The organism is [Mycobacterium] manitobense (genome assembly GCF_025821665.1).
GTDB classification, from domain to species: Bacteria; Actinomycetota; Actinomycetes; order Mycobacteriales; family Mycobacteriaceae; genus Mycobacterium; species Mycobacterium arseniciresistens.
Genome location: NZ_JACKSJ010000093.1, coordinates 37,791 through 63,030 on the forward strand (window position 1 = coordinate 37,791; position 25,240 = coordinate 63,030).

Genomic DNA, 25,240 nt, shown 5'->3' on the forward strand with positions numbered 1-25,240 from the left:
CTAACTACGGCGCCGGCGAACCTATGCCGCGGTGTCGATCACTTCTGTCGCCCTATAGTTCCAGTTCTGATTGTTCTCTCCGACCGACGGGCTGCCAAAACGAGATGATCGAACGTCCCGCCGACCGCTACGGGCGGCAGCGGTCGCCGCGCCGCAACCGCCGCTGGCTCGGCGTCGCGGCGTTGGCCGGAGCACTCGTGGTCGGCGTGATCGTCGCTCTGGTGGCGTTTGCGCGGTTCGGATCCAACGAGGTGGAGGGCGAACTCAGCGCCTACCGCCTGATCGACGACGAGACCGTCGAGGTGACCATCGGCGTCACCCGCCCCGATCCGTCGCTGCCCGCGGTGTGCATCGTGCGGGCCCGCGCCAAGGACGGTGGCGAGACGGGCCGGCGCGAGGTGTTGATCCTGCCATCGTCGCAGGCCACCGTGCAGGTGACGACGATCGTCAAGTCGACGCGCACGCCGGCGGTCGGCGACGTCTACGGCTGCGGCACCGATGTCCCGCCCTACCTGAAGGCGTCCTAGAACACCGCCGATCGGGCCCCGCAACAAACGCCAACCAGCGAATTCGTGAAAACCACACGTCGTGCCGGTGGTATGATCGGTCGGTACACGGTTCCCGCTGGGACCGTGTATTGCTGCATTTGCGGGGGGATATCTCGAGGGCTCGCGAAGCGCTGCGATACGCGTGTGAATCCCGGCGAACCCCACAACTTCGTATGCGAACAGCGCGAGACAACGACGACAGGAGCGCGAGGACATGACTGACACCCAGGTCACGTGGTTGACCCAGGAGTCCTATGACCGGCTCAAGGTCGAGCTTGACCAGCTCATCGCCAACCGGCCGGTGATCGCGGCCGAGATCAACGACCGCCGCGAAGAGGGCGACCTGCGCGAGAACGGCGGCTACCACGCCGCACGTGACCAGCAGGGCCAGGAAGAAGCCCGCATCCGTCAGCTGCAGGAGCTCCTCAACAACGCCAAGGTCGGCGAGGCCCCCAAGCAGTCCGGCGTCGCGCTGCCGGGTTCGGTCGTCACCGTCTACTACGACGGCAACAAGTCCGACGAGGAGACGTTCCTGATCGCCACCCGGCAGGAGGGCGTCAACGACGGCAAGCTCGAGGTCTACTCGCCGGTGTCGCCGCTGGGCGGCGCCCTGCTCGATGCCAAAGAGGGCGAGACGCGCTCATACACGGTGCCGAGCGGCAAGACCGTCAAGGTCACCCTCGTCAAGGCCGAGCCTTACCACTCCTGACGACGACGCCGGCGCATCCGCTCGGGATCGCGGGCCGCGTACGTGCCGGGTTACCCTCCGACCGTGGCGAAGATCGCCGAGGACCTCTTTCTCCTGCTGCTGGACAACGCGTCCGGCCAGCCTGGGCTCGACCGTGCGCGCCGTGAGCGGGTGTTGACGGCCGCCGTACTGCTCGATCTGGCGTACGCCTGCCACATCCGGCCCACCATGCCCGGCGAACCGGTCGAAGAGGGCCGACTGATCGCATTGACGGCCAACGCGCCGCTCGATCCGGTGACCGAGCCCGCCTTCCGGCTGCTTCAGCAGCGGCCGATGCGTCCGGCCGCCGTGGTCGGCAAGCTGCGGAAGCACACCGAGGACAACCTCGCCGAGTACCTGCACCGCACCGGGCAGATCGACCGGGTCGAGTTGCCCGCCAAGGGTTTCGGGCACGCCTACGCGTGGCCGCTGCTCAATCGCGACCGGGTGGGCCACGCCAGGGCGGCGGTGTTGTCGGCATTGTTCGACCGCACCGCACCGGCGCCGTCCACCGCCGCGATCATCTTCCTGCTGCACGCCGTCGACGGTCTCGGCGCCCTGCTCAGCCTCAACGACCGCGGCTGGCGCTGGGTGCACGGCCGGGCCGGCGAGATCGCGCTGGGCAGCTGGGTCGAGGAGTCCTCGTCGGCGCTGCCCGAGATGAACCTGGCCGTCACGGCGTCGGCACTGCGGTCGGCGTTACGCTAGCGCCTGCTCCAGATCGGCAAGCAGGTCGGCGGGATGCTCGATGCCGACGGACAGCCGTACCAGATCGTCGGGCACCTCCAGCTGCGAGCCTGCGGTGGACGCGTGCGTCATCGCGCCGGGATGCTCGATCAGCGACTCCACCCCACCGAGCGACTCGGCGAGGATGAAAAGCTCTGTGCGGGAGCACAGGTCGCGTGCCGCCTGCGCACCGCCGCGCATCCGGAGCGACACCATCCCGCCGAAGCCGCTCATCTGCCGGGCGGCGACCTCGTGTCCGGGATGGCCGGGCAGCCCCGGGTAGAGCACGGTCTTGACCGCCGCGTGGCCGTCCAGGAACTCCGCCACCAGGGCGGCGTTCTCACTGTGCCGCTGCATCCGCAGCACCAGTGTCCGCAGGCCGCGGATCGTCAGGTAGGCGTCGAACGGTCCCGGCACGCCGCCTGCCCCGTTCTGCAGGAACGCGAACGCCGCGTCGAGCTCCTGGTCGTTGGTCAGCAGCGCACCGCCCACCACGTCGGAGTGCCCGCCGAGGTACTTGGTGGTCGAGTGCAGCACGATGTCGGCGCCCAGCGACAGCGGCTGCTGCAGTGCGGGTGAGGCGAACGTGTTGTCCACCAACACCTTCACTCCCGACGTCGACGCCAGCTCCGCGATGCCCGCGATGTCGGCGATCGACAGCAGCGGGTTGGTCGGCGTCTCCACCCAGATCAGCCGGGTCTGCGGCGTCACCGCCGCGCGCACCGCGTCCAGGTCCGACAACGCCACCGCGGTGTAGCTGATCCCCCACTTGCTGAACACCTTGTCGATGAGCCGGAAGGTGCCGCCGTAGGCGTCGTCGGGGATGACGAGGTGATCCCCCGGCTGCAGCAGCGCCCGCAGCGCGCAGTCGGTGGCGGCCATCCCCGAACTGAACGCCCGCCCGTGTGCCGCGCCCTCGACCGCGGCCAGCGCCGACTCCAGCGCCGCGCGGGTCGGGTTGCCGGTCCGGGCGTACTCGAAGCCGTCCCGCAGCCCGCCGACGCCGTCCTGGGCGAACGTCGAGCTGGCGTAGATGGGGACGTTGACGGCGCCGGTTCGGGCATCGGGCCGTACGGCGTGAATGGCCGTCGTGGCCAGGCCCTGCCACTTGCTGTGTGCACTCATAACGCGTCGAGCCTATCCCCGTCCGCGCCCGCGGTGAGCGGGTGTAGACATGGATCATGACGACGCGTATCGACGACCTGCTCGACATCGACCAGATGCTGGAACCCGAGGAACTGGCGATCCGGCAGACCGTGCGTGAGTTCGGTGAACAGCGGCTGCGGCCGCACATCGCGGAGTGGTTCGAGGCCGGCGAGGTGCCGGTGCGCGAGCTGGCCACCGAGTTCGGCAAGCTCGGCCTGCTCGGCATGCACCTCACGGGCTACGGCTGCGGAGAGTCCAGCGCCACCGCCTACGGAGTCGTGTGCCAGGAACTCGAGGCCGTCGACAGCGGGCTGCGCAGCATGGTCTCGGTGCAGGGCTCGCTGGCGATGTTCGCGATCCACCGGCACGGCAGCGAGGAGCAGCGCCAGCAGTGGCTGCCCGGGATGGCCACCGGCGACACCATCGGCTGCTTCGGGCTGACCGAACCGGACTTCGGATCCAACCCGTCCGGGATGCGCACCACGGCTCGCCGGGACGGCTCCGACTGGATCCTCAACGGGTCGAAGATGTGGATCACCAACGGCTCGGAGGCCGACGTCGCGATCGTCTGGGCCCGCGCCGAGGAGGGCATCCTGGGGTTCGTCGTGCCGGGCGGTACGGATGGATTCACGGCGCGCAAAATGACGCACAAGCTGTCGCTGCGGGCGTCGAACACCTCGGAACTGAGCTTCGACGACGTGCGCCTGCCCGAGGACGCCCGGCTCCCCGGCGCGCGCGGGTTGTCGGGTCCGCTGGCCTGCCTGTCGGAGGCCCGCTTCGGCATCGTGTTCGGCAGCGTCGGCGCCGCCCGCGACTGCCTGCAGACCGCGATCGACTACGTCGGCACCCGCGAGGTGTTCGACAAGCCACTGGCTGGCTACCAGATCACCCAGGTCAAGATCGCCGACATGGCCGTCGAACTGGGCAAGGCGCAATTGCTGGCGCTGCATCTTGGGCGGCTGAAGGACGCCGGCCGCATCCGGCCCGAGCAGGTGAGTTTCGGCAAGCTCAACAACGTGCGCGAGGCCCTCGAGATCGCCCGCCAGTGTCGAACCCTATTGGGCGCCAATGGCATCACGCTGGAGTATCCAGTACTGCGGCACGCCAACAACCTGGAATCTGTGCTGACGTACGAGGGCACCTCAGAGGTGCATCAGATGGTCATCGGAGAGGCGCTGACGGGCGTCAGCGCCTTCCGATGAACCGTCCTGGTTACTGCTGAGGTCCGCCGTACTGCTGCCCCGGCTGACTCTGGAAGCCCTGCTCCTGACCGGACAGCGGCAGCGCGACGTGGTTCAGGATCTTGTCGACGAGCGTCTGCCGCTTCTGATCCCACAGCGGGAACAGCACGGCGACGATCCAGACGATGCCGCAGACCGCGGAGGCCACCCAGTACAGCACCTCGCGCAGGAACGACATGCCGAATCCGACGGGCTGACCGGTGCTTTCGCTCACGATCTTGAACTTCATCCGGCCCTTGCCGATGCTGGAGCCCGTCGTCCCCTGCTTGTAGCCGAGGTTCCAGACCCAGTAGGCGATACCGGCGATCCACGTGAGGGCCAGCAGGGCGAAGCCGATGCCGGAGAACTCGGATGTGCAACCGCCGCCGTAGCCGTAGGTGTCGCCGTAGCAGTTGTTGTCGGCGGTGGCGAACGCGATGCCGTAGCCGATGCCCAACAGTATGAGCACCGGAATGTAATCGATCAGGTAGGCGAGCACGCGGGTGCCCCAGGAGGTGTAGGCCTCCGCCGGCATGGCACCGACTCCGAGACCGTGCTGTGACGGATACCCCTGCGGTCCACCGAATCCGCCCTGCGGACCCTGGTAGCCACCGCCCTGCGGGGGCGGCGGATAGCCGCCCTGCGGCGGGGGCGGGGGGTAGCCACCGCCCTGCGGAGGCGGCGGATAGCCACCCTGCTGCGGAGGCGGCGGGTAACCGCCGGGTGGCGGCGGGGGCGGGGGCGGGTATCCCCCGCCACCCTGAGGCGGCGGCGGGTAGTCGCCAGGTGGTTGTTCAGTCATGTGTCCTCCGGGATCAGTAGGTGGGTTGGCCGGGTGTCTGGTCGAGCGGTACGCACACGGTGGTCATGATCTTGTCAGCAAGAGATTGCCGTTTGGGGTCCCACAGCGGAAAAAGAACGGCGACGAGCCAGACGACGCCGCACGCCGCCGACGCCACCCAGTAGATGATCTCGCGAACCAGCGAAAGCCCGAAACCGATGGGCTGCCAAGTCTTCTCGCTGACCACCTTGAACTTCATCACCGACTTGCCGATGCTCGAGCCGGTGGTGCCCTGGCGGTAGCCGTAGTTCCACACGCCGTAGGCCAGCGGCAGCAGGACGCCGAACAGGCCGAACGACAGCTGGCCGAGCGTCGACGCGCCTTCGGCGCAGAACTCGCCCATCTGGTACTCGGAACTGTCGGTGATGCACTCGGTCTCCCGAGTGCCCATCAGCAGCCCGTACCCGATTCCGGTCAGGATGATGACCGGCACGTAGTCGATCAGCCATGCCAGCACGCGGGTTCCCCAGGACGTGTAGGCCTCCTGCGGCAGTACCGAACCCTGTGGCGACGGGTACCCGGACCCGCCCTGCGGAGGCGGGTATCCACCACCCTGCGGCGGCGGGGGCGGTGGGTAGTTTCCACCCGGCGGTGGTGGAGGTGGGAGGTTTCCAGAGGACGGCGGCGGTTGTTCGCTCATGAACACCTTCCAGGTGAGGTAGCCGACGACAAGCGAGCTAACAGTACCTGAGATACCGCCTTGAGCAGCGTTTCTCGCAAGATCTTGAAGCTGCTGGTACAGCGGGCAACGACCACCGGGTATCGGTTTGCCGGGCTCGAATTCTGGGCGGCGAAGCCTACCTGCGGCCGCTGCCCTCGGACAGGAAACCGAGCAGATCATGACGCGTCAGCACGCCGATCGGCTTGCCGTCCTCGACGATCATCACCGCGTCGCATTCGCGCAACGTCTTGGCCGCCGTGCTGACGAGTTCGCCGGCGCCGATCAGTGGCAGCGGCGGACCCATGTGGTCGGCGACGGCGTCGGCGAGCTTGGCACGGCCCTCGAACACCGCCGAGAGCAGCTCGCGCTCGGAGACGCTGCCCGCGACCTCGCCCGCCATCACCGGCGGTTCGGCGCCGACCACCGGCATCTGTGATACGCCGTACTCCCGCAGGATGCCGATCGCATCGCGTACGGTCTCCGACGGATGGGTGTGCACCAGATCGGGAAGCGCACCCGACTTGCGGCGCAACACATCTCCGATGGTCGACTGCTCGATCGACCCGTCGAGCCTGCTGCGCAGGAAGCCGTAGGACGACATCCAGGCGTCGTTGAAGATCTTCGACAGGTATCCGCGGCCGCCGTCGGGCAGCAGCACCACCACGAGAGCATCGGGGCCCTCCCGCTCGGCGACCCGGATCGCGGCGACCGCTGCCATGCCACAGGATCCACCGACCAGCAGCGCCTCTTCGCGGGCCAGCCGCCGGGTCATCTCGAACGAGTCGGCGTCCGAGACGGCGATGATCTCGTCGGGCACCGCGGGGTCGTACGCCGAGGGCCAGAAGTCCTCGCCGACACCCTCGACCAGGTACGGCCTGCCGGTGCCGCCGGAGTAGACCGAGCCCTCGGGGTCGGCGCCGATGATCTTCACCTTCCCGCCGGAGACCTCCTTGAGGTAGCGACCGGCGCCGGTGATGGTGCCGCCGGTGCCCACGCCCGCGACGAAATGCGTCACCTTGCCGTCGGTGTCGGCCCAGATCTCCGGACCCGTCGTCTCGTAGTGCGACTCCGGTCCCATCGGATTGGAGTACTGATCGGGCTTCCAGGCGCCGTCGATCTCGGTGACGAGCCGGTTCGAGACGCTGTAGTAGCTGTCCGGGTCGTCGGGCGCCACTGCCGTCGGGCAGACGACCACGTCGGCGCCATAGGCGCGCAACACGTTTCGCTTGTCCTCGCTGACCTTGTCGGGACAGACGAAGATGCACTTGTAGCCGCGCTGCTGGGCGACCAGCGCCAGGCCGACGCCGGTGTTGCCCGAGGTGGGTTCGACGATGGTGCCGCCGGGCTTGAGCTCGCCGCTGGCCTCGGCGGCGTCGATCATCTTGATCGCGATGCGGTCCTTGGAGCTGCCGCCGGGATTGAGGTACTCGATCTTCGCGGCGACCGTGCCAGCGCCGTGAGGGACAACGGAGTTCAGCTGTACCAGAGGGGTATTGCCGATGAGCTCACTGACGTGCCGGGCGATGCGCATGAGTCCATCGTGTCAGGCCCGCGGTCAGCTCACCACGTGGCCTCACGGATGTACTCGCCGATCTGGCGCAGCGACCGCGTCGCCTCCTTCACCATCGGAGCCGCGATCTGGAAAACGTGCATCTGACCAGGCCAGATGCGGATCTCGACGGGAACACCCGACTCGGCGAGCAGCCGGGCCGCCTTTCGCGCGTCGCTGATCAGAACCTCCGAGCCGGACACGTGGATCAGCGTGCGCGGCAGGCCGGGTTCGATGTGGTCGAGCGGTTCGTAGATCTCCGGCGCCGCGCCATCGACGGGATTGCGCCGATTGGCGTGCTCGATGAGGTCGACCAGGGCTCCGAACGCGTGCGCCGGGAACATCGCGTCGCTGCGGACGTTGGGGTGCTCGGCTCGGCGCTCGTTGTCGATCTCGAACAGGGGCGACATCGTTACCATCGCGGCCGGCTCCTCGCCCTCGGCGAGCAGACGCTGGGCGAGCGCCAGCGACAGGTAGCCACCCGCCGAGTCGCCGGCCAGCACGATCTGGTCGGGCTCGTAGCCCTTGAGCCGCAACCACTGGTAGGCGTCATAGCAGTCGTCGAGGGCCTGGCCCACCGAGTGCCTGGGGATCATCCGGTAGTTCACCACCAGCACGGGGCTGTCGGCGTAGCCACTCAACGAGTTGACGATGCGGTGGTGGCTGTTCACCCCGCAGGTGATGAACGCGCCGCCGTGCAGGTACAGGATGACGCTGCGCTTGCCATCGGCGGGCAGTACACCCGGCGCCCGCACCAGCTGTGCATTGCAGTTCGTCAACCCGATCGTCGCCCGGACCGTGCCCGGCGGCGGCCGCAAGATCCGGCAGGCGAAATCCACCATTCCCCAGGGCCAGGGCATCTTGGGGGCGTAGCTACCGATGGCCAGAGTTGGCTTGATCGTCGCCATCGCGACCAGTCCGACCAGCCGTCCTGCGAGGCTGGGACCGTCCTCGAGCACCTCGACCGGCGCCCCGTCACTGACCGGATATCGACGCGGTTTATTGGCTCTAGCTGCATGAATGGCAGCACGAGGAGTGCTGGGAACCTTACTAGGTGCGGTCATCGCCACCACTTCCTACGCCGTTGTAGTGCCCCGGGGGGCATGTTGTGTCAGCCAATCCCGGTGACTTAGCTTGACACCTGTATCCGATTTCCTAGCCTGTTAAACCAATTTCGTACCGGAGTTGATACCGCACCGTGACTGCCAGTAGGCGCCGCCACGCGGTCAATGACCGATTCGGCACCTAAACTGGCCGCGTGGGCATACGTGCACCGCGAAAAACGACCGTCGCTCTCGCCGCTGCGGCCACGCTCGCATCGACGGGCTCCGCCTATGTCGGAGCCCGCAATCTGCTGATCGGGCAGGCCGATCAGGCACGTCAGACCATCCCGAAGGCCTTCGACATCCCGCCGCGCGCTGACGGCGTCTACTCCCCCGGCGGCGGACCGGTCGAGAAGTGGACGCGTGGGGTGCCGTTCGACATCCACCTGATGATCTTCGGCGACTCCACAGCCGTCGGTTATGGCTGCCGGGTGGCCGACGAAGTGCCGGGAGTCCTCCTCGCACGCGGGCTGGCCGAAGCGTCGGGTAAGCGGATCCGGCTGAGCACGAAGGCCATCGTCGGCGCCACGTCGAAGGGTCTGCAGGGCCAGATCGACGCGATGTTCGTCGCCGGGCCACCGCCGGACGCCGCGGTCATCATGATCGGCGCCAACGACATCACGCGGCCCAACGGCATCAGGGCCTCCGCGCGCCGCCTCGGTGACGGAGTGCGACGGTTGCGGGCCGCGGGCGCAGTCGTCGTCGTCGGCACCTGCCCGGACTTCGGCGTGCTCACGGCGATCCCGCAGCCGCTGCGCACGGTGACCCGCACTCTCGGCCTGCGGTTGGCGCGCGCACAGGCCGGTGCGGTGCGGGCGGCCGGCGGCATGCCGGTGCCGTTCGCCGACCTGCTGTCACCCGAGTTCCTCAACGCACCGGACCTGATGATCTCCGACGACATGTTCCACCCGTCCGCCGACGGCTATGCGCTGGCGGGCAATCAGCTGCTGCCCGCGTTGTGCGCCGCGCTGGGCGTCTCAACCGCGGACACCGACACGGCGCTGGAGCCGCGCGCCCCCGAGGGGAGTTCGCTGCTCGAGCGGATCGGCGGCGTCTCACGGCTGTGGCGCCGGCCCACCACCGGGGTGCCCGCGCCGATCGTCGGGCCCGCCAGCTAGGTTCTTCGGTGACCAGCAAGTTGAGGAGCCGTCATGCCTGAAGCCGTCATCGTCGCCACCGCCCGCTCGCCGATCGGCCGCGCCAACAAGGGGTCGCTGGTCGACATGCGACCCGACGACCTGGCCGCCCAGATGGTCCGCGCTGCGCTGGACAAGGTCCCGTCACTGGACCCGCACGACATCGACGACCTGATGATGGGCTGCGGCCAGCCCGGCGGCGAGTCCGGCTTCAACATCGGCCGCGCGGTGGCAGTCGCCCTCGGCTACGACTTCCTGCCCGGCACCACCGTCAACCGCTACTGCTCGTCGTCGCTGCAGACGTCGCGGATGGCCTTCCACGCGATCAAGGCCGGCGAGGGCCACGCGTTCATCTCCGCGGGCGTCGAGACGGTGTCGCGGTTCGCCAAGGGCAACGCCGACGGCTGGCCCGACACCAAGAACCCGCTGTTCGCCGAGGCTCAGGAACGTTCGAACCAGGCCGCTGCCGGCGGCGACGAGTGGCACGATCCGCGCGAGGACGGGTCGCTGCCCGACGTGTACATCGCGATGGGCCAGACCGCCGAGAACGTCGCGCTGCACACCGGCATCAGCCGCGAAGACCAGGACCACTGGGGCGTGCGGTCGCAGAACCGGGCGGAGGAGGCCATCAACAGCGGCTTCTTCGAGCGGGAGATCTCGCCGGTCACGCTGCCGGACGGCACCGTCGTGAGCAAAGACGACGGCCCGCGCGCCGGCACCTCCTACGAGAAGATCAGCCAGCTCAAGCCGGTGTTCCGGCCAAACGGCACGGTGACCGCCGGAAACGCCTGCCCGCTCAACGACGGCGCCGCGGCAGTGGTCATCCTGTCCGACGAAAAGGCCCGCGAACTGGGCCTGAAGCCGTTGGCGCGCATCGTCGCGACCGGGGTGTCGGGGCTCTCGCCGGAGATCATGGGCCTCGGCCCGATCGAGGCGTCGAAGAAGGCGCTCGCCAACGCGGGCATGAGCATCGGCGACATCGACCTCTACGAGATCAACGAGGCGTTCGCCGTCCAGGTCCTCGGCTCGGCGCGCGCGCTCGGCATGGACGAGGAGCGTCTCAACGTGTCCGGCGGCGCGATCGCACTGGGCCACCCATTCGGCATGACGGGCGCCCGCATCACCGCCACGCTGCTGAACAACCTGCAGACCCACGACAAGCAGTTCGGCCTCGAGACCATGTGCGTCGGTGGCGGCCAGGGCATGGCGATGATCGTGGAGCGCCTTTCCTGATTTCTTGCCGTTGACTCTGCGCTCACGGCGGCGAAGTGCGAGTGTTGAGCACCCTGGCCGCAGAGTCAACGGGACAAGAGCCGCCATGCGCGCTCCACGCGTTGAATGACGTCGACTTCTGAGTGGCGCGCCGCCACGCGAATGACGTGCCAACCCATCGTTGCGATGTCCTCGGCGCGCCGGATCTCGTATGCGTAAAGCTCTTTCGACGTGCGATGGTGATCGCCGTCGTACTCGACGGCCAGCTTGCGGTCCTCCCAACCCATGTCGAGGTAGTAGGTCCTGTAGCCACCGGGACTCAGCACCGGGATCTGCGTGCGCGGTCGCGGAAAGCCGTTGCGAATGAGTAGGAGTCGCAGCCTGGTCTCCTGCGGGGACTCGGCACCGGCGTCCACGAGGTCGAGGGCTCTCTCGAGCTGGCGCAGCCCGCGCGTGTGCCGGTGTGCTGCAGCGAGAATCTCGATGTCGACGGTCTTGATGTCCGTCGCTCGGATCAACGCGTCGAGCCGGGCTACCGCCGTCACGAACGGTCCGCGGCGGCCCAGATCGAAACCCGTCCGCGCGGCAGAGGTGACGAGAAGACCGTCAAGCGTGAGCACCTCGTCCTCGATCAACGTGTCGGCGCGGGTTATGACACCGGTTGGTGTGCGTGCATTTCGCCAGATCAACTCGACGGGTACGTCGTCGTCGACCCATCTGGATCCGTGCAGTGATGCGGCCGCCAGCCCCGCAATGACGCCTTCGCGTTGCGTCCACAACCAGGCCGCCGTTGTCCGTCGATGCAACGACGGCTCGGCCCGCCGCTCGACGTAGACGTCGGGCATCACCGCTCGGTGATACCGGCGGAGTTCGTGGCGGGTCAGTCGGCCGGCCGCGAGCGCCTCGGAGCCGATGAAGGGTTCGCCGTCCATGAATGCAGGGTCACGACGGCAGCCGACAATTAGGACCTCTGATCTGCCGCGGCGATCCCGCCTGTGGACGGATCGCCCTCTGTTGAATACCGCCCACCCTCGCGACTCTGCGCTCAAGGCGACGAAGTGCGAGTAGCGACCACCCTGCACGCAAAGTACGCAAAGTACGCAGAGTCAACGCAAAGCGCCTCCACAACGCAGAAAGCCCGACACCTCGTCCGGTGCCGGGCTTCCCTCGCGAAGGCTGCTAGTCGTTCTGGAAGTACGTCAGCAGCCGCAGGATCTCGAGGTAGAGCCAGACCAGCGTGACGGTCAGGCCGAGGGCGATGCCCCACGCGGCCTTCTCCGGCGCGCCGGCGCGGATCATCTGGTCAGCGGAGTCGAAGTCCAGCAGGAAGCTGAACGCCGCGATGCCGATGCACACCAGCGAGAAGATGATGGCCATCGGGCCGCCGTCACGCAGCGGGCCGGCACCGTCGGTGAACATCGCGAAGACGAAGTTGCCGAGGGCGAGAACGACCACGCCGATCATGGCGGCGACGAGCATGCGGGTGAACTTCGGCGTCACGCGGATGGCGCCGGTCTTGTAGACGACCAGCATGCCGAAGAACACGCCGAAGGTGCCGAGCACCGCCTGCGAGATCAGCCCGCCGGCGCTGGCGCCCTGGATGTTGAAGGTCAGGAGGAACGACACCGCACCGAGGAACAGGCCCTCGAGCACCGCGTAGCTCAGCACGATGGCCGGGTTGTCCTGCTTGCGGCCGAACATGGCGATCATCACGAGCGCCAGGCCGCCGAGGCCACCGATCAGGGTGAGCGGCATGGCCAGCCCGATGTTCTGGGTGACCAGGAAGAAGGAGACCACGGCCGAGACCGTCAGCACGGCCAGCGTCATGCCGGTGCGGGTGACGACGTCGTCGATGGTCAGCGGCCGGGCGACGCCCGTCTGCTCGGGGTACTGAGCGGTATAGGGCTCAGCGTGTACCTGCTGGGCACCGTAGCCAGCGGCTCCGGTACCGAATGACGCGTATCCGCCCTGCTGCCCCTTGGGCAGCGAGCGGAATACCGGGTTGCTGCTCTCGCGCACCGTCGGATCCTCTCCTGTGCTGTGGTTCGAGTGACGAACACACTCTCAACGATCACCGGCGCCGAGTTGGTTCCCGAGATGACAAGGGATCCTGGGAACTTCCTGTGGCCGGTTCGTGGCAAAACATTACCCGTCGGACGTGAGAGGCGGGCGACGATCTAGATTGCTACCCGTGGCAGAAAACGAGGATGTCCTAGTAACCGTCGAGAACGGCGTCGGCCTGCTCACCCTGAACCGGCCGAAGGCGATCAACTCGCTCAACCACGGCATGGTCACGGCCCTGGCCGAGGCGCTCGACGCCTGGAGACACGACGACGCCGTCCACACCGTGCTGCTGACCGGCGCCGGTGAACGAGGTCTGTGCGCCGGTGGTGACGTCGTCGCGATCTATCACAGCGCGAAGGCCGACGGCTCCGAGGCCCGCCAGTTCTGGTACGAGGAATACCAGCTCAACGCGGTGATCGGCCGCTATCCGAAGACCTACGTTGCGATGATGGACGGCATCGTGATGGGCGGTGGGGTCGGCGTCAGCGCGCACGGCGACGTCCGTGTCGTCACCGACACCACCAAGATGGCAATGCCCGAGGTCGGCATCGGCTTCATCCCCGACGTCGGCGGCACCTATCTGCTGTCCCGCGCGCCGGGCCTGCTCGGCCTGCACGCCGCATTGACGGGCGCGCCGTTCTCCGGCGCCGACGCCATCGCAATGGGGTTCGCCGACCACTACATCCCGCACGATTCACTGAGAGCGTTCACAGAAACACTCGTGGCCGACGGGGTCGAGGCCGCTTTGAAGGCCCACACCGTCGAGCCGCCGGCGAGCCCCCTGCTCGAGCAGCGGGAGTGGATCGACGAGTGCTACGCCGGGGACACGATCGCCGACATCGTCGCGGCCCTGCGCGATCACGGCGCCGAACCGGCCGCCAAAGCGGCCGACCTCATCAGCGGCCGCTCCCCCGTCTCACTGGCCGTCACGCTCAAAGCCGTGCGCCGCGCCGGCGAACTCGCCACCCTGGAGGACGTGCTGCGCCAGGAGTACCGGACGTCGTGCGGCTCGCTGCGATCCCACGACCTCGTCGAAGGCATCCGTGCGCAGCTGGTGGACAAGGACCGCAACCCGAAGTGGTCGCCACCTTCGATCGCCGACGTCACCGAAGAAGACGTCGAAGCCTACTTCGCCCCCGCCGACCCCGACCTGACCTTCCCGGAGGAACAACCGTGACGTCCTACGAGACCATCCTCGTCACCCGCGACGACCGCGTCGGCACCATCACCTTGAACCGGCCGAAGGCGCTGAACGCGCTCAACAGCCAGGTGATGACCGAAGTCGGCGCCGCCGCAATCGAACTCGACCAGGACCCGGGCATCGGCGCCATCATCGTCACCGGCAACGAGAAGGCCTTCGCCGCGGGCGCCGACATCAAGGAGATGGCGACCCTCGAATTCGCCGACGTCTTCGCAGCCGACTTCTTCGCTCCCTGGGGCACATTCGCTGCGACCCGCACTCCCACCATCGCCGCCGTCGCCGGCTACGCACTCGGCGGCGGGTGCGAGCTGGCGATGATGTGCGACGTGCTGATCGCCGCCGACACCGCGAAGTTCGGCCAGCCCGAGATCAAGCTCGGCGTGCTGCCCGGAATGGGTGGCTCGCAACGGCTCACCCGTGCGATCGGCAAGGCCAAGGCGATGGACCTCATCCTGACGGGCCGCACGATCGGCGCCGAGGAGGCCGAGCGCAGCGGCCTGGTGTCGCGGCTCGTCCCTGCCGACACGCTGCTCGACGAGGCCAACGCCGTCGCGAAGACCATTGCGGGCATGTCACTGAACGCCGCCAGGATGGCCAAGGAGGCCGTCAACCGCGCGTTCGAATCCTCACTGGCCGAAGGCCTGCTCTACGAGCGCAGGCTCTTCCACTCCTCCTTCGCCACGGCCGACCAGAAGGAGGGGATGGCGGCCTTCAGTGAGAAGCGCCCGCCGAACTTCACCCATCGCTAAAGTGCTCTGGTGACCGAGACCGCGGAGGCCGAACCGCAGGCGCCTCCGCAGGACGAGCAGCCGCCCGCCAAACGACCTTGGTGGCTACGCAGGTACACCTTCTTCGGCACCGCCCTCGGTCTGGTGTTCCTGTGGTTCTCGATGACCCCGTCGCTGCTGCCGCGCGGGCCGCTGTTCCAGGGCCTCGTCAGTGGCGGCGCCGGCGCATTCGGCTACGCGCTCGGTGTGTTCGGGGTGTGGCTGGTCCGCTTCATGCTCTCGCGGAACTCCAGTCCGCGTGCCCCGGCGTGGGCGTGGCTGGCGCTGCTCGTCGTGGGCGTCATCGGCCAGGTGCTGATGATCGTGTACTTCCATGTGTGGCAGGACCAGGTCCGGGACCTGATGGGGGTGCCGCGGCTGGGATTCTGGGACCATCCGCTGACGGCGGTGCTGTCCGTCGTGGTGCTGTTCGCCCTCGTGGAGGTCGGTCAGCTCATCCGCAGGCTGATCCTGTTCCTGATGCGCCAGCTCGAACGCGTTGCCCCACCCCGCGTTTCGGCCGTCGTCACGGTGACACTGCTGCTGGTGCTGACGATCGCCATCCTCAACGGCGTGGTCGTGCGCTTCGCGATGAGCACGATCAACAACACCTTCGAGGCGGTCAACGACGAGACCGACCCCGACTTCGCGGCGCCCACGTCGACACTGCAGTCCGGCGGCCCGCAGTCACTGGTCAGCTGGGAGTCGTTGGGCCACCAGGGGCGGGTGTTCGTCTCGGGCGCGACGCCGACGGAGAGGCTCACGCGGTTCAACGGCACACCGGCCGTCGAGCCGATCCGCGCCTACGCCGGACTGAACTCCGCGGACGGCATCAAGGCGACCGCCGCACTCGCGGCGCAGGAACTCTTGCGCACCGGCGGCCTGGACCGCGAGGTGGTCGCGGTGGCCACCTCGACGGGCACCGGCTGGATCAACGGCGCGGAGGCCGCCGCGCTGGAGTACATGTTCAACGGCAACACCGCGATCGTCTCGATGCAGTACTCGTTCCTGCCGAGCTGGCTGTCGTTCCTCGTCGACAAGGAGAACGCCCGCCAGGCCGGGCAGGCGCTGTTCGAAGCCGTCGACGCCCTCATCCGGGAGATGCCCGAAGCGCAACGGCCACGACTGGTGGTCTTCGGCGAGAGCCTCGGTTCCTTCGGCGGCGAGGCGCCGTTCCTGGCGCTGAACAACCTCGTCGCCCGCACCGACGGCGCGCTGTTCAGCGGGCCGACGTTCAACAACACGATCTGGACCGACCTGACGCTCAACCGCGACGCCGGATCGCCGGAGTGGCTGCCGATCTACGACAAGGGCGAGAACGTCCGGTTCGCCGCCCGGCCGGAGAACCTCGAGCGGCCAGCCGATCCGTGGGGCGTGCCGCGGGCGGTGTACCTGCAGCACGCCTCCGACCCGATCTCGTGGTGGAACCCGGATCTGCTGTTCGCCCGGCCCGACTGGCTCGAGGAACCGCCCGGCTACGACCGCACCGCCCGGATGAAGTGGATCCCGGTGGTGACGTTCCTGCAGGTCTCGGCCGACATGGCGGTGGCGATCGACGTGCCCGACGGGCACGGTCACGTCTACGTCAGGGACGTCGCCAACGCGTGGGCGGCGATCATGCAGCCGCCGGGGTGGACGCCGGAGAAGACCGAGCGGCTGCGGCCGATGCTGCGTTCCGGCGAGAGCAGCTAACTAAACCGGTCACCGATTGACCGAAGCAATTTCATGCAATTGCCATATGTTCCCGGGTCGAGGGCTAAGTTTCCTGCATCGGCGTCAATTTGAGGAGCAATCATGACGCTTGTCTCAAGATCGATCTGCACCGGAGTGGCCGTCGTCGGAATCAGTGCACTTGTCGCATCGCCGACGGTGACGCCACCCGTGACCGAAACAGCCGCCGTGCGGTACGTGGCCGACGTCCGGCCCGCCGCGCAGACGAGCCAGTTCCCGGAACTGTACGAGTGGTGGCAGCAGACATTCTGGCCCAGCGCATCCCGTCCGGTACCGCAGCCGCCGGTTACTGGGCCGCTGCCCACGCCGGGTTCTGTGGCCGACGGTCTCGAGCAGGCGTACCACATCATCGAGCCGTGGGTCCGGTACGGCTTCGAACTCGGCGAGTACGCGGTCGGATGGATCCCGTACGTCGGGTGGCTCGCACCCCAAGTGATGATCCTTTACAACTTCGGCGAGCGCATCGTCCATGCGATCGTCCACAACACGCTCGACTGGATCGACGGCGACGGCAGCTTCGGGCAGAACCTCGCCGAGGGCCTGTCGTGGAGCTTGGACGCGCTGATCCAGCTGGGGATCGACGAGTTGAACTTCTTCCTGCCGAACCTGCCCCCGCTTCCGCCGTTTCCCGGGTCGACGGAATTCGCCGAGGGGTATGAGGGTTTTCGTACTTCGGTGCGGGATTTCCTCGGCGACCTGTCGGATCTGCTTCCGTATCACGATGAAGAGCGGCCACCGGTGGGATCGACATTGGTCGACGTGAGCCTGGCGACGACAGAGGTGGCGCCGACGGCCAAGGAAGACGTCGCCATCGATCCGGCGGAACCGACCGGGACTCTGGTCGACGCGCAACCCGGCACGAGCGTCGAAACCGTCGTCGATCCAGTCACGCCGGAGCCGGCGGCTGCGGCCGATCCGCAACTCGACATCGGCCCGGCCGTGCTCGATGGCGCACCCGTCGACACCGCACCCGCACCCACGCTGCCCTCGACGCCGAAGACGGAGAAGCAGCTTCTGCGCCCCGCCGGCGTGATCGGCGAGGTCAGGAGCAATCTGAAGCAGGCGCGGGACGAACTTCGCGGCGCCGCAGCCGAAACGAAGAAGTCGTTGACCGGCCGAGCGGATGCGGCGCGCGAGGCCGACGATTCGGCGAAGCCGGCGAAGGACCTTCGAACGCGAATCAAGAACCGCGTCGAAAGAGCCACGGACCAGATCCGTTCCAGAACCGAGCGCGCGACGTCGGACGCGGCCCCGGCCGCGGACCGAAAGAAGAAAAAGGCCGACGCAGAGAGCTAGACGAGGACGCCTTCGGCCTTCAGCGCGTGGTAGCCGCCGATCACGTCGGTGGACCGGTGCAGCCCGAGATCGAGCAGCGCTGCGGCGGCCAGGCTCGAGGTGTAACCCTCGGAGCACAGCACCACCCATTCGACGTCGTCGTCGACGGCCTGGGTGATCTTCGCGTCGCTGGTCGGGTCGCAGCGCCACTCCAGCACGTTGCGTTCGATCACCAGCGCGGCCGGCACGTCACCCTCGCGTGCCCGCTGCGCCTGCGGACGGATGTCCACCAGCAGGGCGCCGCGCTCCAGCGCTGCGGGCACGTCGCGGGCCGGCATCCGCTCGAGACGCGACCGCGCACTCTCGAGGATGCGGTCGATGCGGCTGGCCATGCTCATCCCTCCGGGTGTTCGGTGAGTTCGGTGCGGTTGCGCCGCAACGTCTGCCGATCGGTGACCTCGTAGAACGACATCGCCGTCAGCGGCGGCGAGTAGGCGTGCACGCTGAGCGTAGGCGTCGGGACGGGGTCCGGCGCCCACACCACATCGTGCACCCACCCCAGCGGGAACCCTGCCTGATCGCCCGCCGACAACCGCCGGCGGCGCAACGCCTCGCCGTCCCAGCGGGTTTCGGACAGCGAACCCGACACCACGGTGAGCGCGCCGAGCGAGCCGCCGTGGTCGTGCAGTTCGGTCGACCGGTCGGGCACCCAGCTGATGAGCCAGATGTCGAGTTCGTCGTCGCCGTACATGCGGGTGAACCAGCGGTCGTCACTCGGAACGCCGCGCTTCGGCAGCAGGTGGTCGTAGCGGCCGCTGAGCACCTCGTCGGCGCCGGCGTCGGTGGCGTGCAGCAGATCAGGCAACCGGAGCCGGGTGGGCGCCGAGACGGCCGGGGCGATCGCGACGGGCGGCAGCGTGAGGGGACGCGTGGAAACCGCGGAAACCATGGAGGAGCTCCAAAGGGGTGTGACGGGACGGATCGAGGGCGGGCGTCAGGCCCGACAACACTCCAGACGGTCAGTCGTCTTCGTCACAGCGCCAAGTGTTCCACAGCCCGGGACGGCCCGGTAGCCGCCGGCTTTAACCTCAGGATGAATCTGGAAAAGCGCTGGTCGGCTCCCGAGCGCCGGCGGAGCGAACAGAGTGTCGAAGCGTTGGTTCGACGCCTTCGCCCGGGGGTAAAGTCGTGTTCGGGCCGTGGGGAGAAGCTGCAGGAGGCCTGCAATGAAGATCAGACATCTGGCAGTCGCCGCGGCTGCCTCGTTCGCGCCGCTGTTGTTCGTGACGGTCGCGACGCCCGGTGTGGGCAGTGCCGCCGAGTGCGGCCCCGGCACGGTGTACGACGCGCCGTCCAACTCGTGTGTGGGTGCTCCCCCGCCACCGCCACCCCCGCCGCCCCCGCCACCTCCCCCACCGTGGAACGGCGACCCGACCCCCGGGTTCTCGATCGGCGTGTGTGCGCCGATCCCGTTCGTCTCGCTCTGCACCGGCATCTGACGCAGGCGGCGGCGGGCCGCTTCGCGCGGTTGCCTAGATTGAGCGGTATGCGCAGCTACCTCGCAGTGGTGTTCGCGGCCGCCGGTGTCCTCGCCCTCGCCGGCTGTTCGTCGGGCTCCGACGACGCCGTCCCCGGCACTTCGCCGCAGCCCGGCCCGTCGACGACGGCCACGTCGGAGACGCGCACGGCGGCCCCGGGCGCGCAGGAGGTGACGCCGGGCGGGGTGACCACCGCCGTCGGCTCGCCCGCGGAGTCCACCGAGGAGGAGTACTTCCAGGCGTGCAACGCCGCCAGGACGTGGATGACCGAGAAGGGTGGCGACCTCGCGTCGCAGATCGAGCCGTACCTCGGCGAGCTGCAGCGTTCGGACTCGGCGGGGCCCGGGACGTTCGGCACGCCGTGGTCGAAGCTGACACCGCCGCGGCAGGCGGCGGTGATCGTCGCGGTCGAGGCGGCCGCCGGCGAGTTGTGCGGCTGACCGTTTCGAACCGGCAGGGCGCACAATAGCGCCATGAGCAAGCGGGTCGCTCTGGTGCTGGGCAGCGGCGGGGCTCGTGGCTACGCGCACATCGGGGTGATCGACGAGTTGCGCGGCCGCGGCTACGAGGTCGTCGGGGTGTCGGGATCGTCGATGGGCGCCCTGGTCGGGGGCCTGCACGCGGCGGGAAAGCTCGACGAGTACGCCGACTGGGCGAAGGGCCTGACGCAGCGTGCGGTGCTCCGGCTGCTCGATCCGGCGATCACCGCCGCCGGGGTGCTGCGGGCCGAGAAGATCATCGACGCGGTCCGCGAGATCCTCGGCGAGGTGGCGATCGAGGACCTCCCGATCCCCTACACGGCGGTGACGACGGACCTGATCGCGGGCAAGTCGGTGTGGTTGCAGCGCGGTCCGCTCGACGAGGCGATCCGCGCCTCCATCGCCATTCCCGGCGTGATCATGCCCTACGTGCTGGACGGCCGCTTGCTCGCCGACGGCGGCATCCTCGACCCGTTGCCGATGGCGCCGATCTCGGCCGTCAACGCCGACCTGACGATCGCGGTGAGCCTGAGCGGCAGCGAGTCCGGCGGGCGCGCCGAACCCGACGGCGACCAGTCGGGCGTCAACACCGAATGGCTGAATCGCCTGCTGCGCAGCACATCTGCGCTGCTCGACACCAAGTCGGCCCGCGCAGTGCTCGACACGCCCGCGGTGCGGTCGATGCTCAGCCGGTTCGGCACCACCGAAGACCCGGAGGACGGCACCGTCGACGACGCTGCCGACGGGGACGGCTCCGAGAACCTAGACGAGGACGTCGTGGTGCCCCGGCTGAGCAGCTTCGAGGTGATGAACCGCACCATCGACATCGCGCAGGCAGCGCTGGCCCGCCACACGCTGGCCGGCTACCCGCCGGATCTGCTGATCGAGGTCCCTCGCACCGTCTGCCGCAGCCTCGACTTCCACCGCGCCGCTGAGGTCATCCAGGTCGGCCGCGAGCTGGCGACGCGCGCGCTCGACGAGCTGGAGGCGCCGGGCCTCAGCCCGCTGCTGACCCCCTAGCCGAGGAACGCCGCGATCTCGGCGGCAACCCGGCGGCCCTGTGTCCGCCCGGCCCGCGCGGACGGGACGCGGCATGCCGGGTCGAGCGGGTTGGCGCCGAATGCGGCGAGCGCGTCGTCGTCGGCGAACACCCCGAGCACCCGGTCACCGTGTGAGGCGATCTCTTCGGCAGCGCCGCCGCCGAACGGCGACGGCGAGTTCCGGCCGGACGGCACCAGCACCACGACGGCGTCGCAGTCGTCCACGAACCGCAGATTGATGGTGCTGCCGACACCACCGTCCATGTAGCGGCGGCCGCCGATCGTCACCGGCGGCCAGGCGCCGGGCACCGCACAACTGGCGGCCACGGCGTCGACGAGGCCGACACCGGCGGACCGATCGAACGCGACGAGTTCACCGGTCGCGGTGTCGATCGCGGGAATCCGCAACACCCGGTCGGGCCACTCGTGCGACGGCAGCCGGGCGGCGATCACCTCGCGCCGCACCGCCTCGTCGACCGTCGGGGTGGACAGCGCGATCTCACCGATACGTTGCAGCTTCTGCGTGGTCGTCAGGCCGGGCTGCGCCATCGCACCGACGAACAGTTCGACGATGCCCTCGATGCCGACGGCCGGACTGAGTTCGGCAGACGCCGTAGCCAATTGGCGGTCGAACAGCGCTTCGAGGCTCGTGCCGCTGCTGATCTGCGCGGCGACCGTCGACCCGGCCGAGGTGCCCAGCAGGACGTCGGCATCCAGAAGCGCCTGCGCCGTCGACGGCGACTCGTCGGCGATGCCCCGCAGAATGCCCGTCTCCCAGGCGATACCCGCTATCCCGCCGCCGGCGAGGACCAGTGCCCTTTTCGTTGTCACGGGTCCCGAGTGTGCCAGCCGTCGCCTACCGTGAGGCGGATGGCCACCATGCGCGCGCAGCGCTTCTACGCCGACACCAGGACCGTCACCGTGGAGGACGTCCCGATTCCCGCGCCGGGCCCGGGTGAGGTGCTGGTCAAGGTCGCGTTCTGCGGCATCTGCCACTCCGACCTCAGCCTGATCAACGGCACATTTCCCTCGCAGCTGCCGGTGGTCACCCAGGGGCACGAGACGTCGGGCACCGTCGCGGCCATCGGGCCCGGCGTCACCGGCTGGGCGGAGGGCGACCGCGTGGTGGTGGCCGCCGGCAAGCCGTGCCTGGAATGCGTGAACTGCCGCCGCGGCGACATGTCGAACTGCCTGCGCATCCGGTTGATGGCGTTCGCCTACGACGGAGGCTGGGCCGAATACACGGTGGCTCAGGCGTTCGGCCTGACGAGGATTCCGGACAACGTGCCGATGGAGCAGGCCGCGATCCTGGCCGACGCCGTCTCGACGCCCTATGGGGCGGTGGTCCGGACCGCCGGTGTCGGTATCGGCGAGTCCGTCGGCGTCTGGGGTGTCGGCGGATTGGGCACGCACATCATCCAACTCGCCCGGCTGGTCGGCGCTGCCCCGATCATCGCGGTCGACATCAAACCCGCCATCCTCGACAGAGCGCTGGCCGTCGGCGCCGACCACGCGTTCGACGCGCGCGACCCCGACCTCGCGGGCAAGATCGCCGAGGTAACCGGCGGACGCAACCTCGACGTCGCGTTCGACGCGGTCGGCCTCGGGTCGACGTTCGAGCAGGCCCTGAACAGCCTGACCGTCGGCGGCAGGCTCGTCGGCGTCGGGATGAGCGCCGACGCCCCAACCATCGGGCCGACCTCGATCTTCAACCTGTTCAAGCGCCAGGTGCTCGGACACCTCGGGTATCAGAACTCCGACATCGGCACACTGGCTCAACTGGTTTCGCTGGGCCGCCTGGACCTGTCGCGCTCGATCAGTGCCGTCGTCCCGCTGGAGGACGTCGCACTCGGCATCGAAAAGCTCGAGAAGGCCGACGGCGATCCCATCCGGATCCTCGTGCAGCCGTGAGTTTTCGGGTCAGCGCAGCCGCGGCGCCGCCTTGGCGCTGATCAACGGCAGGTCGAGGTAGGTGGCGATGCCCGGCGCGGCGGCACACACCGCGGGCACCGAGTTCACGCAATGCGCCGCTGTCGCCACGATTCCGTTGTTGCACTCGAGGCCCTCCGCCACGCTCTCGGGCTGAAATCCCTTGATGGTCACCGCGAAGTCCGGGTTGCCCTTCGCCTCCATCTCGTAGCGCTCGCCCGCCGGTCCGAAATCCCATGGCGGATCCAGGTTCTCCTGCCCCATCAGCCAATTGACGGTGACCCGCACCACGACCTCGTCGCCGACGAGCGCCTCCCAGTGGAACTTGCGGCCTGCGACCTGCCCGGGTTCGATGGCGCCCATCGGGGAGTCGATCGGCGCGGTCGCGACGGCGATCTCCTGCGTGGCGCGAATCTGCGGGTCGGCGTTGAACCCCATGGCGTCGACGATCATCTTCACCGACTGAATGAAACCGCCGTCGAGCAGCTTCTGCATCGGTCCGGTGAGCGCCTTCTCGGGGGTGTCGCCGAAGCCCATCACGTAGCGCAGCACGTCCGGCGCGTCGTAGGTGCGCAGATCCGAGAACTCCTCGGCGCGAACGAACGTCACTCCGGTCGACATGATCGACATCATCAGCGGGAACTTGTCGCTGATGCCGCCCGGCGCAATGCCGGTGCCGTGCAGCGTCACACCGCCTTCGACGGCGGCGGTGCGCAGCGGTGCGCTCTCCTTCTCCCCCGGGTAGAACCAGCCGACCGGGGTGACGACGTTCTTGCCCGAGCGCAGCAGCGCCTCGACCTCCTGGGGGTTGGGCAGCAACGGCGCGTAGATCACCGCGTCGGCGTCGAGGGCGAGGATGTCCTCCACACTGTTGGTCGCGGCGATGCCGATCCGGTCGACACCCACCAGGTCCCCGACGTCGCGTCCGGCCTTAGCCGCTGAGTGCACCCAGCATCCGGCGAGTTCCAGGTCGGGGTGCTCGAGCACGCCCTTGATCGCGGCGACCCCGACTCCGCCCGTCGCCCACTGCACGACCCGTAGGCCCACGTCACCCTCCTTGTCGGCGAATTAGAACACGTTCTATTGTGGTCTACACCACTTGCGGTGATAAGCGAAGGGCCACAGCCATGCCTGAAAAAGTGTTCGTCGTCGGCGTCGGGATGACGAAGTTCGAGAAGCCCGGCCGCCGCGAGGGGTGGGACTACCCGCAGATGGCCAAGGAGTCGGGCACCAAGGCGCTCGAGGACGCCGGCATCGACTACTCCGAGGTGCAGCAGGGCTACGTCGGCTACTGCAGCGGCGACTCGACGTCGGGCAACCGCGCGCTCTACGAGCTGGGCATGACCGGCATCCCGGTGGTCAACGTCAACAACAACTGCTCGACCGGGTCGACGGCGCTGTTCCTGGCCGCCCAGACCATTCGCGGCGGACTGGCCGACTGCACGATCGCGCTCGGCTTCGAGAAGATGCAGCCCGGCGCGCTGGCCGGCGGCGCCGAGGACCGCGAGTCGCCGCTGGGCCGCCACATCAAGGCGCTGGCCGAGATCGATGAGTTCGCCTTCCCCGTCGCGCCGTGGATGTTCGCCGCCGCCGGCCGCGAGCACATGCGCCAGCATGGTTCCACCGCAGAGCATTTCGCCAAGATCGGCTACAAGAACCACAAGCACTCGGTGAACAACCCGTACGCGCAGTTCCAGGAGGAGTACAGCCTCGACGACATCCTTGGCGCGCGGATGATCTCCGATCCAGTGACCAAGCTGCAGTGCTCGCCCACCTCGGACGGCTCCGGGGCGGCGATCCTGGCCAGCGAGGCGTTCGTCGACAAGCACGGACTGGCGGGCCAGGCCGTGGAGATCGTCGGCCAGGCGATGACCACCGACTTCGAGTCGACGTTCGACGGCAGCGCCAAGAACGTCATCGGCTACGACATGAACGTGCAGGCGGCGCGCCAGGTCTACGACCAGTCCGGTCTCGGCCCCACCGACTTCCAGGTGATCGAGCTGCACGACTGCTTCTCGGCCAACGAACTGCTGCTCTACGAGGCCCTCGGCCTGTGCGGCGAGGGTGAGGCCCCGAAGCTGATCGACAACAACGACACCACCTACGGCGGCCGCTGGGTGGTCAATCCGTCGGGCGGGCTGATCTCCAAAGGCCACCCGCTCGGCGCCACCGGGCTGGCGCAGTGCGCGGAGTTGACGTGGCAGCTGCGCGGCACCGCCGACAAGCGTCAGGTCGACAACGTGACAGCAGCGCTGCAGCACAACATCGGGCTCGGCGGCGCGGCCGTCGTCACGGCCTACCAGCGCGCCGAGCGTTAGTCACCTTCGGAGCGCGAGCAGGGAGAACG

26 protein-coding genes are annotated in these 25,240 nt (G+C 68.4%); 15 read left to right on the forward strand and 11 right to left on the reverse strand.

Annotated elements, in window-relative coordinates:
* Nucleotides 1-104: 104 nt before the first annotated feature.
* The 3 genes from H7I41_RS11940 to H7I41_RS11950 all read left to right on the forward strand — a co-directional run bounded on the left by H7I41_RS11940 (nt 105) and on the right by H7I41_RS11950 (nt 1,983).
* The gene (locus tag H7I41_RS11940; protein ID WP_264012793.1) at nt 105-527 is read left to right on the forward strand and encodes a DUF4307 domain-containing protein; all 423 of its coding nucleotides are present in this window, start codon (nt 105-107) and stop codon (nt 525-527) included.
* Between the two features lie 235 nt (nt 528-762).
* On the forward strand, nt 763-1,257 hold the full coding sequence (greA, locus tag H7I41_RS11945) for a transcription elongation factor GreA (protein ID WP_264012794.1): 495 nt from the start codon (nt 763-765) through the stop codon (nt 1,255-1,257).
* A gap of 63 nt (nt 1,258-1,320) precedes the next feature.
* Entirely contained in the window at nt 1,321-1,983 is a 663-nt protein-coding gene (locus tag H7I41_RS11950; RefSeq protein ID WP_264012795.1) for a GOLPH3/VPS74 family protein, read from the forward strand.
* Here the strand turns inward: H7I41_RS11950 and H7I41_RS11955 are convergent.
* Complete coding sequence (locus H7I41_RS11955) at nt 1,975-3,126, reverse strand: cystathionine gamma-synthase (RefSeq protein WP_264012796.1); 1,152 nt, start codon at nt 3,124-3,126, stop codon at nt 1,975-1,977. The two genes, H7I41_RS11950 and H7I41_RS11955, sit on opposite strands and share 9 nt — an antisense overlap.
* Nucleotides 3,127-3,182: 56 nt before the next feature.
* On the opposite strand from H7I41_RS11955, the gene H7I41_RS11960 reads away from it, so the two are divergent.
* Nucleotides 3,183-4,349 carry an acyl-CoA dehydrogenase family protein gene (locus H7I41_RS11960; protein WP_264012797.1) on the forward strand — a complete coding sequence of 389 codons (1,167 nt, stop codon included), beginning with the start codon at nt 3,183-3,185 and terminating at the stop codon, nt 4,347-4,349.
* 10 nt (nt 4,350-4,359) lie between these two features.
* Here the strand turns inward: H7I41_RS11960 and H7I41_RS11965 are convergent, their stop codons facing one another.
* The 4 genes from H7I41_RS11965 to H7I41_RS11980 all read right to left on the reverse strand — a co-directional run bounded on the left by H7I41_RS11965 (nt 4,360) and on the right by H7I41_RS11980 (nt 8,482).
* Complete coding sequence (locus tag H7I41_RS11965; RefSeq protein WP_264012798.1) at nt 4,360-5,169, reverse strand: Rv1078 family RDD domain-containing protein; 810 nt, start codon at nt 5,167-5,169, stop codon at nt 4,360-4,362.
* A 13-nt stretch (nt 5,170-5,182) separates the two neighbouring features.
* Entirely contained in the window at nt 5,183-5,848 is a 666-nt protein-coding gene (locus H7I41_RS11970; protein WP_264012799.1) for an Rv1078 family RDD domain-containing protein, read from the reverse strand.
* A 157-nt stretch (nt 5,849-6,005) separates the two neighbouring features.
* Nucleotides 6,006-7,400: a cystathionine beta-synthase gene (locus H7I41_RS11975; RefSeq protein WP_264012800.1), complete on the reverse strand. Its 1,395-nt coding sequence runs from the start codon at nt 7,398-7,400 to the stop codon at nt 6,006-6,008.
* A gap of 29 nt (nt 7,401-7,429) precedes the next feature.
* Nucleotides 7,430-8,482, reverse strand: a complete 1,053-nt coding sequence (locus H7I41_RS11980; protein ID WP_264012801.1) for an alpha/beta hydrolase — start codon at nt 8,480-8,482, stop codon at nt 7,430-7,432.
* Nucleotides 8,483-8,676: 194 nt separating this feature from the next.
* Here H7I41_RS11980 and H7I41_RS11985 point away from each other — a divergent pair, with 194 nt between their 5' ends.
* Complete coding sequence (locus H7I41_RS11985) at nt 8,677-9,639, forward strand: SGNH/GDSL hydrolase family protein (protein WP_264012802.1); 963 nt, start codon at nt 8,677-8,679, stop codon at nt 9,637-9,639.
* 33 nt (nt 9,640-9,672) lie between these two features.
* Nucleotides 9,673-10,890, forward strand: a complete 1,218-nt coding sequence (locus H7I41_RS11990; protein WP_264012803.1) for an acetyl-CoA C-acetyltransferase — start codon at nt 9,673-9,675, stop codon at nt 10,888-10,890.
* 65 nt (nt 10,891-10,955) lie between these two features.
* Here the strand turns inward: H7I41_RS11990 and H7I41_RS11995 are convergent, their stop codons facing one another.
* Together H7I41_RS11995 and H7I41_RS12000 are read right to left on the reverse strand one after the other, a co-directional pair.
* Nucleotides 10,956-11,801, reverse strand: a complete 846-nt coding sequence (locus tag H7I41_RS11995) for an endonuclease domain-containing protein (RefSeq protein ID WP_264012884.1) — start codon at nt 11,799-11,801, stop codon at nt 10,956-10,958.
* A 247-nt stretch (nt 11,802-12,048) separates the two neighbouring features.
* Nucleotides 12,049-12,888, reverse strand: a complete 840-nt coding sequence (locus H7I41_RS12000) for a Bax inhibitor-1/YccA family protein (protein ID WP_264012804.1) — start codon at nt 12,886-12,888, stop codon at nt 12,049-12,051.
* 172 nt (nt 12,889-13,060) lie between these two features.
* Here H7I41_RS12000 and H7I41_RS12005 point away from each other — a divergent pair, with 172 nt between their 5' ends.
* The 4 genes from H7I41_RS12005 to H7I41_RS12020 all read left to right on the forward strand — a co-directional run bounded on the left by H7I41_RS12005 (nt 13,061) and on the right by H7I41_RS12020 (nt 17,928).
* Nucleotides 13,061-14,110, forward strand: coding sequence for an enoyl-CoA hydratase/isomerase family protein (locus tag H7I41_RS12005; protein ID WP_264012805.1), 1,050 nt, complete (start codon nt 13,061-13,063; stop codon nt 14,108-14,110).
* Nucleotides 14,107-14,883 carry an enoyl-CoA hydratase gene (locus H7I41_RS12010; protein ID WP_264012806.1) on the forward strand — a complete coding sequence of 259 codons (777 nt, stop codon included), beginning with the start codon at nt 14,107-14,109 and terminating at the stop codon, nt 14,881-14,883. Before H7I41_RS12005 ends, H7I41_RS12010 begins: the two co-directional genes overlap by 4 nt.
* Nucleotides 14,884-14,892: 9 nt before the next feature.
* Nucleotides 14,893-16,593 carry an alpha/beta hydrolase gene (locus H7I41_RS12015; protein WP_264012807.1) on the forward strand — a complete coding sequence of 567 codons (1,701 nt, stop codon included), beginning with the start codon at nt 14,893-14,895 and terminating at the stop codon, nt 16,591-16,593.
* Between the two features lie 189 nt (nt 16,594-16,782).
* On the forward strand, nt 16,783-17,928 hold the full coding sequence (locus tag H7I41_RS12020) for a hypothetical protein (RefSeq protein ID WP_264012808.1): 1,146 nt from the start codon (nt 16,783-16,785) through the stop codon (nt 17,926-17,928).
* Here H7I41_RS12020 and H7I41_RS12025 read toward each other — a convergent pair.
* Both H7I41_RS12025 and H7I41_RS12030 read right to left on the reverse strand, forming a co-directional pair.
* Nucleotides 17,925-18,299 carry a rhodanese-like domain-containing protein gene (locus H7I41_RS12025; RefSeq protein WP_264012809.1) on the reverse strand — a complete coding sequence of 125 codons (375 nt, stop codon included), beginning with the start codon at nt 18,297-18,299 and terminating at the stop codon, nt 17,925-17,927. The two genes, H7I41_RS12020 and H7I41_RS12025, sit on opposite strands and share 4 nt — an antisense overlap.
* A gap of 2 nt (nt 18,300-18,301) precedes the next feature.
* Nucleotides 18,302-18,856 (reverse strand): cysteine dioxygenase, encoded by a 555-nt coding sequence (locus H7I41_RS12030; protein WP_264012810.1) that lies wholly within the window; start codon nt 18,854-18,856, stop codon nt 18,302-18,304.
* A 277-nt stretch (nt 18,857-19,133) separates the two neighbouring features.
* Here H7I41_RS12030 and H7I41_RS12035 point away from each other — a divergent pair, with 277 nt between their 5' ends.
* The 3 genes from H7I41_RS12035 to H7I41_RS12045 are packed head-to-tail and all read left to right on the forward strand — an operon-like array spanning nt 19,134 to nt 20,944.
* Complete coding sequence (locus H7I41_RS12035) at nt 19,134-19,406, forward strand: hypothetical protein (protein WP_264012811.1); 273 nt, start codon at nt 19,134-19,136, stop codon at nt 19,404-19,406.
* Between the two features lie 47 nt (nt 19,407-19,453).
* Complete coding sequence (locus H7I41_RS12040) at nt 19,454-19,885, forward strand: lipoprotein LpqV (RefSeq protein ID WP_264012812.1); 432 nt, start codon at nt 19,454-19,456, stop codon at nt 19,883-19,885.
* Between the two features lie 33 nt (nt 19,886-19,918).
* Nucleotides 19,919-20,944, forward strand: a complete 1,026-nt coding sequence (locus tag H7I41_RS12045) for a patatin-like phospholipase family protein (RefSeq protein WP_264012813.1) — start codon at nt 19,919-19,921, stop codon at nt 20,942-20,944.
* Here the strand turns inward: H7I41_RS12045 and H7I41_RS12050 are convergent.
* Nucleotides 20,941-21,795, reverse strand: coding sequence for a patatin-like phospholipase family protein (locus H7I41_RS12050; protein ID WP_264012814.1), 855 nt, complete (start codon nt 21,793-21,795; stop codon nt 20,941-20,943). The two genes, H7I41_RS12045 and H7I41_RS12050, sit on opposite strands and share 4 nt — an antisense overlap.
* A gap of 39 nt (nt 21,796-21,834) precedes the next feature.
* Here H7I41_RS12050 and H7I41_RS12055 point away from each other — a divergent pair, with 39 nt between their 5' ends.
* Nucleotides 21,835-22,875 (forward strand): zinc-binding dehydrogenase, encoded by a 1,041-nt coding sequence (locus H7I41_RS12055; RefSeq protein ID WP_264012815.1) that lies wholly within the window; start codon nt 21,835-21,837, stop codon nt 22,873-22,875.
* A 9-nt stretch (nt 22,876-22,884) separates the two neighbouring features.
* On the opposite strand, the gene H7I41_RS12060 is transcribed toward H7I41_RS12055, so the two are convergent.
* Complete coding sequence (locus H7I41_RS12060) at nt 22,885-23,940, reverse strand: NAD(P)H-dependent amine dehydrogenase family protein (protein ID WP_264012816.1); 1,056 nt, start codon at nt 23,938-23,940, stop codon at nt 22,885-22,887.
* 80 nt (nt 23,941-24,020) lie between these two features.
* Between H7I41_RS12060 and H7I41_RS12065 the strand changes: the two genes are divergently transcribed.
* Nucleotides 24,021-25,211 (forward strand): lipid-transfer protein, encoded by a 1,191-nt coding sequence (locus tag H7I41_RS12065; protein ID WP_264012817.1) that lies wholly within the window; start codon nt 24,021-24,023, stop codon nt 25,209-25,211.
* The last annotated feature ends 29 nt before the right edge of the window (nt 25,212-25,240 follow it).